The organism is Pseudomonas sp. J380 (genome assembly GCF_009827115.1).
GTDB lineage: Bacteria > Pseudomonadota > Gammaproteobacteria > Pseudomonadales > Pseudomonadaceae > Aquipseudomonas > Aquipseudomonas paracarnis.
On the sequence record NZ_CP043060.1, the window covers coordinates 3,723,941 to 3,735,704 of the forward strand.

The 11,764-nt window shown below is 58.1% G+C and carries 11 protein-coding genes and 2 pseudogenes; 9 read left to right on the plus strand and 4 right to left on the minus strand.

Annotated elements, in window-relative coordinates; translation table 11 throughout:
- Positions 1 to 2 precede the first annotated feature (2 nt).
- Entirely contained in the window at positions 3 to 668 is a 666-nt protein-coding gene (gene yrfG, locus FXO12_RS16855) for a GMP/IMP nucleotidase (RefSeq protein WP_057975362.1), read from the plus strand.
- 127 nt (positions 669 to 795) lie between these two features.
- On the opposite strand, the gene lysM is transcribed toward yrfG, so the two are convergent.
- Positions 796 to 1,236: a peptidoglycan-binding protein LysM gene (lysM, locus tag FXO12_RS16860; protein WP_032894105.1), complete on the minus strand. Its 441-nt coding sequence runs from the start codon at positions 1,234 to 1,236 to the stop codon at positions 796 to 798.
- Between the two features lie 242 nt (positions 1,237 to 1,478).
- On the opposite strand from lysM, the gene fdhD reads away from it, so the two are divergent.
- The 3 genes from fdhD to FXO12_RS16875 all read left to right on the plus strand — a co-directional run bounded on the left by fdhD (position 1,479) and on the right by FXO12_RS16875 (position 5,495).
- The gene (fdhD, locus tag FXO12_RS16865; RefSeq protein ID WP_003187702.1) at positions 1,479 to 2,318 is read left to right on the plus strand and encodes a formate dehydrogenase accessory sulfurtransferase FdhD; all 840 of its coding nucleotides are present in this window, start codon (positions 1,479 to 1,481) and stop codon (positions 2,316 to 2,318) included.
- Complete coding sequence (locus FXO12_RS16870) at positions 2,315 to 4,663, plus strand: FdhF/YdeP family oxidoreductase (protein ID WP_057975361.1); 2,349 nt, start codon at positions 2,315 to 2,317, stop codon at positions 4,661 to 4,663. Before fdhD ends, FXO12_RS16870 begins: the two co-directional genes overlap by 4 nt.
- Before the next feature lie 349 nt (positions 4,664 to 5,012).
- Entirely contained in the window at positions 5,013 to 5,495 is a 483-nt protein-coding gene (locus FXO12_RS16875; protein ID WP_034125502.1) for a glycine zipper domain-containing protein, read from the plus strand.
- 146 nt (positions 5,496 to 5,641) lie between these two features.
- Here the strand turns inward: FXO12_RS16875 and FXO12_RS16880 are convergent, their stop codons facing one another.
- From FXO12_RS16880 to FXO12_RS16890, 3 genes are all read right to left on the minus strand, one after another.
- Positions 5,642 to 6,073: a thioesterase family protein gene (locus FXO12_RS16880; RefSeq protein WP_054896645.1), complete on the minus strand. Its 432-nt coding sequence runs from the start codon at positions 6,071 to 6,073 to the stop codon at positions 5,642 to 5,644.
- A gap of 12 nt (positions 6,074 to 6,085) precedes the next feature.
- Positions 6,086 to 8,023 carry an ATP-dependent DNA helicase RecQ gene (locus FXO12_RS16885; RefSeq protein WP_057975360.1) on the minus strand — a complete coding sequence of 646 codons (1,938 nt, stop codon included), beginning with the start codon at positions 8,021 to 8,023 and terminating at the stop codon, positions 6,086 to 6,088.
- A gap of 224 nt (positions 8,024 to 8,247) precedes the next feature.
- On the minus strand, positions 8,248 to 9,423 hold the full coding sequence (locus FXO12_RS16890) for a tetratricopeptide repeat protein (protein WP_057975359.1): 1,176 nt from the start codon (positions 9,421 to 9,423) through the stop codon (positions 8,248 to 8,250).
- Between the two features lie 175 nt (positions 9,424 to 9,598).
- On the opposite strand from FXO12_RS16890, the gene FXO12_RS16895 reads away from it, so the two are divergent.
- The 5 genes and pseudogenes from FXO12_RS16895 to FXO12_RS16910 all read left to right on the plus strand — a co-directional run bounded on the left by FXO12_RS16895 (position 9,599) and on the right by FXO12_RS16910 (position 11,587).
- Entirely contained in the window at positions 9,599 to 9,769 is a 171-nt protein-coding gene (locus tag FXO12_RS16895) for a YhfG family protein (protein ID WP_087149535.1), read from the plus strand.
- Positions 9,769 to 9,960 (plus strand): annotated as a pseudogene (locus FXO12_RS29040) (cell filamentation protein Fic); the annotation flags it as partial. The gene FXO12_RS16895 and the pseudogene FXO12_RS29040, both read left to right, overlap by 1 nt.
- Positions 9,935 to 10,183: pseudogene (locus FXO12_RS29045) on the plus strand (hypothetical protein). The pseudogenes FXO12_RS29040 and FXO12_RS29045, both read left to right, overlap by 26 nt.
- A 289-nt stretch (positions 10,184 to 10,472) precedes the next feature.
- A complete protein-coding gene (locus tag FXO12_RS16905; RefSeq protein WP_057975358.1) occupies positions 10,473 to 10,949 on the plus strand; it encodes a hypothetical protein in 477 nt (158 codons plus the stop codon).
- Between the two features lie 281 nt (positions 10,950 to 11,230).
- Positions 11,231 to 11,587 (plus strand): DUF1493 family protein, encoded by a 357-nt coding sequence (locus tag FXO12_RS16910; RefSeq protein WP_034125858.1) that lies wholly within the window; start codon positions 11,231 to 11,233, stop codon positions 11,585 to 11,587.
- Positions 11,588 to 11,764 lie beyond the last annotated feature (177 nt).

Below are 11,764 nucleotides of genomic sequence, written 5' to 3' on the forward strand. Positions count from 1 at the left end.
CCATGCCCTCTCTGCCCTGGCACGCCATCGACACCGTCCTGCTGGACATGGACGGCACCCTGCTCGACCTGCATTACGACAACCACTTCTGGATGGAACACCTGCCGCAACGCTATGCCGAACTGCACGGCGTAAGCCGAGCCATGGCCGAGATGGAGTTGCAGCCACTGTTCGAGCGTAACGCCGGACAGTTGCAATGGTATTGCCTGGATTTCTGGAGCGCCGAGCTCAAGATCCCGGTGCGCGAACTCAAGTTGGAAACCGCCCACCTGATTGCCCTGCGTCCGGATGCCGATACCTTCCTGGCGGCGATCAAACAGGCCGGCAAGCGCGTGATCATGATCACCAACGCTCATCGTGATTCGCTGTCATTGAAGTTGGAGCGCATTGAACTGGCGCCGTATTTCGAGCGATTGATCAGCTCTCACGACTACGGTTTCCCCAAGGAAAACCCGCAATTCTGGGAGGCCTTACAAGCGGATATCCACTTTGACCCGGCCCGTAGCCTGTTTATAGATGACACTTTGCCGATCCTGCGCAGTGCCCGGGATTTCGGCGTGGGACATTTACTGGCAGTGAAAGAACCTGATAGCAAAAAAGGCTCAAAGGACACCGCGGAATTTGCGGCCGTCGGGGATTATCGAGAACTCATTACCGGGCTTATGTAGGAGCGAGCTTGCTCGCGAAAAACGTCAACGATAACGCGTGCTTCCTGGATAAACGCGGTGCCCGTGAGTTTTTCGCGAGCAAGCTCGCTCCTACAAAAGGGCGAGCTTGCTCATTTTATCCTGCGTATTACTCAGGGATGCGCAGTGTCTGGCCCGGGTAGATCTTGTCCGGGTGCGACAACAGTGGCTTGTTAGCCTCGAAAATCTTGTTGTACTTATTCGCGTCGCCATAGACCGTTTTAGAGATTGCGCTGAGAGTGTCACCGCTTTTCACAACAACAAAGCGTGAAGCCACCACGACTGGACCACTGACAGTAATCTGGTCATCCACACTTGCCACGCCGGCAATGTTGCCCAGCGCCAACAGGATCTTTTCTTTCTCTTCCTGCGTGGCCACTTCACCGGTCACCGTGACCTTGTCGCCATCCACCGTGGTCTGCACGTTTGGATTACCCAGGCCCACCTTGCTAACATGCTCCTTCAACTGCTCACTGGCGTTCGCATTACCCGGCGTCAACAGGTCGACAATCTTTTCGCCGGCTTCTTTGATAAAGCTAAAAATACTCATGGTGCGCTCTCCTTGGGATTTAATTTCCAGATGCCCAAGACTAGACCAGTCCTGCCGACTTGGGTTCCAGACTGGCTAAAGACTCAAAAGTATCGCAATCACCCCTGCCTGGAATAAGCCCGACGAAAACGCGGGTGAACCTTGATCGACGCCCTCTATCAATAGATCAATACAGGCGATTAGACGCGACCCTTTGTCGCGCCTAGTCTAATCACTGATCAATCCGCCGGTGGTACTGCCCCATGAACGCCAAGCGCCCTCACTGCGCGGCGCCCGCTCTCGAATCGACCGCGCCCGTCGCCAGCCAGAGCTATCACTATTGCAATCTTGAACACACTGAAGTCGCCAGCACTGCGCTGGCCGAAGAGGTGGCGTTGGCGATTGCCTACAACGATATCAGCCAGGCGGTGATGCTGGTGACGCCTACGGACCTGGAAGACTTCATTGTAGGTTTCAGCCTCGGCAGCGGCATTATCACCGACGTTAACGATATTTATGACCTGAAAATCAGCGGTTCGGGCGCAGCCCAGTACGCCCAGGTTCAGGTGTCCAGCCGTGCGTTCTGGAACCTCAAGCAGCAACGCCGCCAATTGGCGGGCACCAGCGGCTGCGGCCTGTGTGGCGTGGAAGCGGTAGAGCAAGCATTGCCCGACCTCCAGGTACTGCCCGGCGCGCCCTTGCCGCCGGCGCAGTGGCTCGACGGCCTGCGCCAGCGTATCAGCGCGTTCCAACCCCTGGGCCAGCACAGCGGCGCCGTGCACGCGGCGGTTTTTATGAACAGCCAGGGGGAATTGCTGATGGGTCGCGAAGACATCGGCCGGCATAACGCCCTGGATAAATTGATTGGCGCGTTGATCCGCCAAAAGATTCCGACCGACGGCGGCCTGGCGATTGTTACCAGCCGCTGCAGCCTCGAATTGATTCAGAAAGTCTTGCGCGCGGGTATCCAGACCCTGGTCAGCCTGTCGTCGCCCACCGGCCTGGCCCTGCAATGGGCACGCCGGCACAACCTCAACCTCATCCACCTGCCGCAAAAAAGCGCGCCACGGGTCTATAGCCCTGCGATGGAGCACCAGCCATGAGCCTTCACCACCAAGCCGACCAGACCCCCACCCCACGCTACAAGCCCTATAAAGGCCCAGCCGGTGGCTGGGGCGCCCTGATCAGTGTGGCGCAAGCCTGGCTGACCAGTGACAACGCCCTCAAAAACCTGCGCATGATGCTCAAGACAAATCAGAACGGCGGCTTCGACTGCCCGGGCTGCGCCTGGGGCGACTCGCCGGAAAGCGGCATGGTCAAGTTCTGCGAAAACGGCGCCAAGGCGGTCAACTGGGAAGCCACCAAGCGCCGCGTCGATGCGGCCTTCTTCGCCAAGCACAGCGTCACGGCGTTGCTGGAGCAAAGCGACTACTGGCTGGAGTACCAGGGCCGCCTGACGGAGCCAATGCGCTATGACGCCGAGACCGATCGCTACCTGCCCATCAGTTGGGATGCGGCGTTCGACCTGATCGGCAAGCACCTCAACGCGCTGCCCAGCCCGAACATGGCCGAGTTCTACACCTCGGGCCGCGCCAGCAACGAAGCCGCCTACCTGTACCAGTTGTTCGTACGCGCCTTTGGCACCAACAACTTCCCGGACTGCTCGAACATGTGCCACGAAGCCAGCGGCGTAGCCCTGGCGCAGAGTGTCGGGGTGGGCAAAGGTACCGTAACCTTTGATGACTTCGAACATGCCGATGCCATTTTCGTCTGGGGCCAGAACCCCGGCACCAACCACCCACGCATGCTCGAGCCGCTGCGCGAAGCGGTGAAACGCGGCGCTCAGGTGGTGTGTATCAACCCCCTGAAAGAGCGCGGCCTGGAGCGCTTCCAGCACCCGCAACATCCGCTGGAAATGCTCACCAACGGCGACAAGCCGACCAACACCGCCTACTTCCGCCCGGCGCTGGGTGGCGATATGGCTATCTTGCGTGGCATGGCCAAGTTCCTGCTGCTGTGGGAACGCCAAGCCCTGGCCGAAGGCAAGGAAGCGGTGTTCGACCACGACTTCCTCAATGAGCACACTGCCAACGTCCTGGAATACCTGGGTCAGATCGACGATACCTCGTGGGAGGAGATCGTCGAGCAGTCCGGCCTGACCCTGGTGGAGATCGAGCAAGCGGCACGCATGTACGCCAAAGGCAAGAGTGTAATCATGTGCTGGGCGATGGGGATTACCCAGCACCGCCACTCGGTGCCGACCATCCAGGAAATCGCCAACCTGATGCTGCTGCGCGGCAATATCGGCCGCCCAGGTGCCGGGCTGTGCCCGGTGCGTGGCCACAGTAACGTACAGGGCGACCGCACCATGGGCATCAACGAACGCCCACCGGTGGCGTTTCTGGACGGGCTGGAGCGTCGTTTCCAGTTCCAGGTGCCTCGCGACAATGGCCATAACGTGGTGGAAGCGATTCACGCCATGCTTGAAGGCCGCTCCAAAGTCTTTATCGGCCTGGGCGGCAACTTTGCCCAAGCCACGCCAGACAGCACGCGTACCTTTGAAGCGCTGCGAAATTGCGACCTGACCGTGCAGATCAGCACCAAGCTCAACCGCAGCCACCTGATGCACGGTAAAGATGCGTTGATCCTGCCGTGCCTGGGCCGCACCGACATCGACATCCAGGCCGACGGCCCGCAAGCGGTGACGGTGGAAGACTCGTTCAGCATGGTCCACGGCTCCAACGGCCAACTGCAACCGCTGTCGAAACTGATGAAGTCCGAGCCGGCGATCCTGGCGGGCATTGCTGCCGCCACTCTGGGCAGCAAGCCCGTGGATTGGAACTGGCTGGTGGCCGACTATGGGCGCATCCGCGACCTGATCGCCGACACCATCCCAGGCTTCAAGGACTTCAACGAGAAGATCAAGCATCCAGGCGGTTTCTATCTGGGCAACTCCGCCGGCGCACGGCGCTGGAACACTCCGTCAGGTCGCGCCAACTTCCGCCCGAACATCTTGCCCAAAGACCTGATCCACGAGCGCACCCACGCCACGGGCCGGGTGCCGGACCTGATCATGCAGTCAATGCGCTCCCATGATCAGTACAACACCACCATCTACGGCCTGGACGACCGTTATCGCGGGGTCAAAGGCCAGCGTGACGTGCTGTTCGTCAACGAAGCCGACATCATCCGCCTGGGCTTCAAGCCGGGGCAGAAGGCAGACATCGTGTCGCTGTGGGAAGACGGTCGTGAGCGCCGCGTGAAGGGCTTTACGCTGCTGGCATTTGATATTCCGGCGGGGCAGGCGGCGGCTTACTACCCCGAAGTGAACCCGTTGGTGCCGTTGGAAAGCACTGGCGACGGTAGCCATACGCCAACGTCCAAGTTTGTTGCGATTCGCTTGGAAGCGGCGAGTGACAGTGGGTTGATCATGGCGCGCTCGGCCTGACTCGATCCGAGATATGTGTTGCTTGAACTAACGCTTTCGCGGGCAAGCCCGCTCCCACACTGGGATGGGTTCACCATTGAGACTGTGTGGACCGATCTGATGTGGGAGCGGGCTTGCCCGCGAAGAGGCCAGCACAAGCACCGCACATTCTGCAGGCACAAAAAAAGGCCGCTTTTGCATAAAAACGGCCGTTCCGAAGTAGCTAAAGACCCGTAAAAACGACTTAAGTTCCCCATACAAAACAGCAACTTAGCAAATTGTATACAACCTCTGCCGCCGGTCGGATTTCGATTGTCAGCGCCTCGATACAACCTCAGGATCGCGCCGTCATCCCTTGAGGTTTCCCTGAATGAAGTTCTCCTCGATTCTCTTGTTGTCCCTTGGCCTGGTCAGTGGCGCAGCCATGGCAGGCGGCACCACCGAAGCCGGTGTAGGCGGCGCATTGGGTGGGGTACTAGGTTCTGTTGTCGGCCAGCAGTTGGGCGGCAACACCGGTTCGACCATTGGCGCGGCCCTGGGCGGCGCAGGCGGTAGTGCAGTCGGCGCCGACAAACGTAGCCGTGGCGAAGCCGCCATTGGTGGCGCACTGGGCGCAGCCGGCGGTAACGTCGTAGGGCGCAGCGTTGGCGGCAGCACCGGTGCACTGATCGGCTCCGCAGCCGGCGGTGGCGCGGGCGGCGCGCTAGGCAACTACATGGGTAACGAAAGTGATCGCGACAGCCGCCATTACCGCGATCGCGACCGTGATGATCGTCGCTACTACCGCGATGGCCACCCAGGTCGCGGCCATGCCTATGGGCATCGCAAGAACAAGCATCGTTATCGCGACTGATAAACCCGCGCTCTGACGAACACATCCGATGTGGGAGCCGGGCTTGCCCGCGATAGCAGTGAATCAGGTTTAGACGTACTGCCTGATACTGCGCCATCGCGGGCAAGCCCGGCTCCCACATTTGGTCTGTATTGCTTGTAGGTGCGTCAAACCAGCAGCCGCTGCATCGCTTCGCGCAACATTCCCGGAATCGGCACTGGCTGGTTCGAGGCTCGGTCCACAAACACATGGACAAAGCGCCCCGCCGCACGCGCCTCCTCCTCACCCGCCTTGAATACCGCCAGCTCATACTGCACCGAGCTATTGCCCAGCTTGCCCACCCGCAGACCGACCTCAATGCACTCGGGAAAAGCGATCGAGGCGAAGTAATCGCAGGCCGAACTCACCACAAACCCCACCACTTCACCGTCATGAATATCCAACCCGCCCTGTTCGATCAGGTAGGTATTAACGGCTGTATCGAAGAAGCTGTAGTAAGTGACGTTATTCACATGGCCGTAGGCATCGTTGTCGTGCCAACGCGTGGTGATCGGTTGGAAGTGGCGGTAATCGTCGCGCACAGGCGTTGAGTCAGGCATCGGCAAGTCTCATCAAAGTTGATCCAATTGAGCATGGGCCCAGTCGCGCACCTCGGCGTAGGGGTAGTCTTCCAGCGCAGCAAAACCGGGAATGCCTCGCGCCTTCAACTTGGTAAACAACGGTACGCTGATACCGCCAAGGAAACGCGTCAAACGCTCCGCATTCGGCAAGTGCCCCGTGTGCTCATGATGCCTGTGGATAAAATCACCGCACAGCCCCATGAAGTTTTTATCCACAAGCGGCGGCAAGCTCGGCGGCGCCGGCAGATGGGCGACCTGGCCGTGGCATACCGAACAATGCCCGCAACGCCGGGGCGCATTATCATCACCAAAGTAGTGCGCCAGACGTTGCCCCAGGCAGTGGTCGGTGGCTAACAGGTCGAGCATGGCGTGAATCCGCGCGACCTCCGTCACCTCATGCTGCTTGAAGCCTGTGTATAACTCGGCGCTTAACGCGTGGGGGTCGAAATGGGTGTCGAGCAAACTGTAGACCTCAGTCATCTGCTTGCTTTCGAGCTCGATCAGGCCCTGCTCCTGAAAATAATCCAGTGCCTTCACCACCCGACTACGCTCGGCATTGTGCTGTTGATAAAGCGCATCGAAATCGACCGTCGCCCAGGTTTTAGCGCGCTTGCACACCTGGATGATCGCCGCGACAAACTGCTGCCGCTCGCCGGAAAAACGCGCCAGCAAGGCTTCGGGTTCGATCAGGTATTTGAAACGGTATTCCGCATAAAACGCATAGCGCGGCGCGATCACGCCCTTGAGCTCCAACTGCACCAGGAGCGTCTTGAGCGGCAACTCGCGAATATTGCTGTGGTCCGACAGCGACCTGAGCAGGAACTCCCACTGCCCTTCACTACGCGCGGCCTGCAATTCCTCCAGTACGCGCAAAATGCCGTCCTGCTCCGGCGTATCACCGTACACGAAGTTTTCCAGCACATTGAGGCTGTCGCGGTTGGCCAACACCAGGCAATCCGACGGCTGCCCGTCACGCCCTGCGCGGCCGATTTCCTGGCTGTAGTTCTCGATTGACTTGGGCAGGTCGAAGTGCACGACATTGCGGATGTCACTCTTGTCGATGCCCATGCCAAACGCGATAGTTGCGACAATGCAATTGGAACGCCCGCCCATGAAACGCTGCTGGATACCTTCGCGTTTTTCATGGGGCAGCCCCGCGTGATAAGTCTCGGCCTGAATACCGTGGCGGTTCAGATGCTCGGAAATCTGTTCGGCGGTTTTCTGCAAGGTGACGTAGACAATACTCGGCTGGTTGGCCCGCGCTTTCATCCATTCCAGCAGCCTGCGGCGTTTGTCGTGGCCGCTGACCGGTTCCACCAGCAGGTTGAGGTTGGGGCGATAGAAGCCCGTGGTCACTACATCTTCGGCAGCAATGGCGAACTTGGCCTGCATGTCGGCGATCACCTGGGGCGTGGCCGTGGCCGTCAGCAACAGCGCCTGAGGGATGTTGAACTGGCGCTGGTAGTCCGGCAGCTTCAAATAATCCGGGCGGAAGTTGTGGCCCCATTCGGAGATACAGTGCGCCTCGTCTACCACCAGCAACGAGATCTGCACGCTGTTCAGGAAATTACGGAAACGCTCGTTCTTCAAACGCTCCACGGAAATCATCAGAATCTTGAGCTCGCCCGATCGCGCACGGGCCATTACATCATTGGCCTCATCACGGCTCTGGGCCGAGTCGATACTGCCCGCCGAAATGCCGTGGCGCTGCAGGAAACCCAACTGGTCCTGCATCAACGCCAGCAACGGCGACACCACCAGCGTCAGGTGCGGCAGCAACACGGCCGACAGCTGGTAACACAAGGATTTGCCCGACCCCGTAGGGAAAATGGCGGCGGCAGATCGCCCAGCCAGCACGGCGCTGACCGTCTCTTCCTGGCCCAAGCGAAAGTGTGGGTAACCAAAGACCTGCTGGAGGGTGTCGTGCATAAGGCTGTCACTCCATTGACCGCTGAGTTGGCTCAAAAACATAGCCCGGGATTCTCAGCGAATCGAGAAAGGTCGCGAGGAAAAAAGAGACAGGATGATACACAGAGGGAAGGATGGCTCAGGGCCGAAGTGGGACTTTTCCGAGAAAGTAACAAGACGCAGCAGATACAAATGTGGGAGCTGGCTAGCCCTCTCCCACATTTTAAAACCGTGCTACTGCTGAATCAGCGGTTTTGCACCCGCTCGATCGCCGTGTCATACACCGGGTTGGCCTTTTGCTCCTTGGCCAACTGGTAATGACGCAGCGCATCCGGGAACTGCCCGGCCGCTTCGTAGATGCGTGCAATGTTGTAGTAGGCACCGGCGCGCACAGTCGCGGCATTGGTACCGGTGGCCAGGGCGATAGCCTTGCGGTTGGCCCAGATCGACTCCGCGGTATTGCCGGCTTTCTGATACGCCAGGCCCAGGTTGCCGTAAGCCTTGCCGAAGCTGTTATCCAGCTCGATGGCTTGACGGAAGAAGTCGATGGCCTGGTCCAGGTTACCGGCCTGGTAGGCCGCTTCGCCCTTGAGGTTCAGCCTCTTCGCATCGGCCTGTACCGACGAGCTCACCGTCACGGCGGTGGCGGCAACGCTGTCGTCCAGCAACGGCTTGACCTCGTTGAGTACATCTTCGGCGCCGACTCTCACGCCGGTGAAGGTGTTGATGTCCTGGAAGTCGCCACTGCCGGTCATGCGGAACACGGTCCACAGGTTGCCCGTGCGGTTCTGCGGCACATAGTAAGTGCGTACCAGGGATTGCCCCATGTACACGAACACCTTGGCCTCACTGTTGGACAACTCGCTGGAAGTGGGAGAGCCGCTGTTGGAATAGTCGTGCACGGCATAGACGTAGCTTTCGCCGTAATGCTTTTTCTGCAGGGTGATGGTCTCCGGGCCATAGCTATCGGTGTCATCCACGTCCAGTTCGGCGTCGGTGCCCTTTTTATTGTTGAAGAAGATGTTATTGCCGGGGAAGATCATATGGGAGTCGAGGTCGCGCGGAGCCTTGCCCCAGGTCAACACTACACGCAGGCCGTCGAGATTTTCCATCACCGGGCTGATGGCATAGGTCATGCCTTTGCACGGGCACTTCACCACCAGGTTGGAATAGCCAGGCTTCTTGATGATCAGCAGGTTGCTGGCATCGTCAGCCGCTTCACTGGTCAGCGTTACCTGGCCTTGCGCGTTGGTACGGCCCACCACGTTCTGCGCGCCATTACGTTGCAGCAGCACCTCGGCATCGGCGATTTTCTGGTCCTTGACCACCGCGCTCAGCACTTCAATCGGCAACTGCTCGGCCTGGGCAGAAAACGCCACCGCACACAAAGACATCGCCGAGGCGACACGAAGCAAACCCATGCTTAACTCCCTTTAAGTAGTGGGCGGAATCGCCCTACAAGATTTTGCGGTGAAACATACGCTGAAATGAGCTCGCTGGCAGATTTTTTATACAAGTTGTGACGGGCGTTTTATCCCGCCTACCGAGCTACGCATTGCGCTACATTCAAGCCTTGCTTTCCAAGAGGACGCAGCAATGAGCGAACTGACGTTTGAGCAAAAACAGGATCACTATCACAAGATCCGGCGTTCCAATTACTTGGCCAGCCTGCGCCTGGAAGGGTTCGATACCCAACCGACCGACGTCGACAAACCCCTGCCGACACGCGAAGCCGTCCTTGCCAAGTACCGCAACACCTCTAGCTGATGCTCGACAAATACGGGGTGGGCCAGGCCCCATACTGCTACCCCGGTAGCAGCACTCTGCGCAACCGCCTCCATTTGCTCGATGAGGCACGCCTGCACCAGGCCGAGCGGGAATTATCCGAAATCGCCGTAGGCAACCTTCCACTCTTTCCGCCGCCCTACGACCTTGATCGCCTGTCACCCGCTTCTCATCGACACTCAAGCATCAGCCAAAGACATCCAATCCGCCGCCCACCAGCGTATCCGCGCCGCCAGCGACTGATTGGAAACTTTCTCTTGCCTGACCTTCGAACACGCTGACCTCAAAGACATTTCCCACATCATTAATGCGCTGTACCTGCTCGTTCAGGACGGCTGTGATTTGTTGGAAGCCGCGCAACACGTTCAGCTGCAACCTGAACAAGCGCAAGTCTAAGCAACACCTGTGTAGGAGCGAGCTTGCTCGTGAAAATCGCCAACGATGACGCGGTAAATCAGAAAAAACGCGGCGCCCTTGAGTTTTTCGCGAGCAAGCTCGCTCCTACAACTGATCAGCTTTACCCATCACATCGTTGCAAGCCATAAATGCCGGAGGCTTTTGTAAGATACTGCCAAACGTCACGCCATCCGTTTCCCAAACTGCTTCAAATACCCGTTCAACCCTCTATACCAGTTACGCGTAGCCGACTGAACATAACCTCCTATCAACTGTCTCGGAAAAAACCGTGAACATCGAAAGGACTCAATATATCGGCCACTATGGCATCACTTTCACGGTAATTCGACTCACCGTGATGCCAAGCAATCGACAAGAGCTAGCCACACTTTGCTTGCTGGAAGCAAAAGCTTCAGCGATAGAGGTCCGCTTGCGGCTTCAGAAGTTGTACGAAAGGATGCTCGCCCGAGATCTACCCTGCGTCATGACAGTGGCCGTCTCAAAGCCACTGACCAGGAAGCACGCAGATAGCTTGAACAATCGGAACAACCTCATAAAAGAAATCATTTCTGGCGCAGTTGCAGCCCCTGTCGGGATCATATCCAGCAAAGCAGAATCGATAGTCGAGAACGCTATCAGCGATTTGATTTCTCGCAGGATCCGCAACTTTCACAGCGCAGACATCGTCATCGGCCTGGATGCTCAGGTCAGCGGTGGCATAGGCCCGCAGCGCTCAAGTGTCACAATGCATGTGCACTCCAGATGAACTTTAGTCAATGGCTTTACCTACAAACAGCGCTATTGTTCGCTCTCCATCTGCTGCTGTATTACAAAATCACTGACGGCACGTTAAGAACGCGTTTCGCCGTTACCTTCATCGTAACGGGACTGCTTCTGTTGTTCTGGCTACCCTACATCGCCATTGTCCTGAACATTCAACTTCTTCCCCTGGCCTTGTTCTTGATAGGCTTGGTTCTCTTCATCACGCGAAACAAATACCGCCTGCAACGTGACAGGCCCCCTCACCCACTCCTGCGTGCCCCCACCATGAACCTGGCCCCCAACTTCCCAGAAGACCCTGCCATGCAGCAACTTGTGCAATTGCTGCATGAAGAAATCGGCTTGCCAACACACAAGACCATTGGCTTGCACACCTCACTGAACTTCGACCTCGGGTGCGATGGTGCTGAGGCCAAGCAATTCATGGAGGCGCTGGAGCAGGATTTTGGTGTCGACCTGAGCGACTACGACGCTTATCGTTACTTCCAGCCGCCGGTGTTCGACGTGTTCCTGAAGCGTCGCGCCAAAGGCCGTGGTGACAAGATTCCGCTGACCATCGGCATGCTCTACCTGGCGATCAAGACCCACCGCTGGGACACGCAGACGCTGGAAAACCTGAGCTGAATCCAATGAAGGATTTTTTGTAGGAGCGAGCTTGCTCGCGAAAAACTCACAGGCGCCGCGTTCATTCAGCAAGCACGCGTTATCGTTGACGTTTTTCGCGAGCAAGCTCGCTCCTACAGTATTAGGGCAAGCCTGCTCCCACACTGGATCTGCGCTAATCTGGCGAGCCGTATAAAT

What these genes read in the sequence shown, in the direction of transcription:
- FXO12_RS16895 (WP_087149535.1), top strand. Translation starts at nt 9,599, where the DNA reads ATGAGCGAACTGACGTTTGAGCAAAAACAGGATCACTATCACAAGATC.
- yrfG (WP_057975362.1), top strand. Translation starts at nt 3, where the DNA reads ATGCCCTCTCTGCCCTGGCACGCCATCGACACCGTCCTGCTGGACATG.
- fdhD (WP_003187702.1), top strand. Translation starts at nt 1,479, where the DNA reads ATGAACGCCAAGCGCCCTCACTGCGCGGCGCCCGCTCTCGAATCGACC.
- FXO12_RS16875 (WP_034125502.1), top strand. Translation starts at nt 5,013, where the DNA reads ATGAAGTTCTCCTCGATTCTCTTGTTGTCCCTTGGCCTGGTCAGTGGC.
- FXO12_RS16870 (WP_057975361.1), top strand. Translation starts at nt 2,315, where the DNA reads ATGAGCCTTCACCACCAAGCCGACCAGACCCCCACCCCACGCTACAAG.
- FXO12_RS16885 (WP_057975360.1), bottom strand. Translation starts at nt 8,023, where the DNA reads ATGCACGACACCCTCCAGCAGGTCTTTGGTTACCCACACTTTCGCTTG.
- lysM (WP_032894105.1), bottom strand. Translation starts at nt 1,236, where the DNA reads ATGAGTATTTTTAGCTTTATCAAAGAAGCCGGCGAAAAGATTGTCGAC.
- FXO12_RS16910 (WP_034125858.1), top strand. Translation starts at nt 11,231, where the DNA reads ATGAACCTGGCCCCCAACTTCCCAGAAGACCCTGCCATGCAGCAACTT.
- FXO12_RS16880 (WP_054896645.1), bottom strand. Translation starts at nt 6,073, where the DNA reads ATGCCTGACTCAACGCCTGTGCGCGACGATTACCGCCACTTCCAACCG.
- FXO12_RS16890 (WP_057975359.1), bottom strand. Translation starts at nt 9,423, where the DNA reads ATGGGTTTGCTTCGTGTCGCCTCGGCGATGTCTTTGTGTGCGGTGGCG.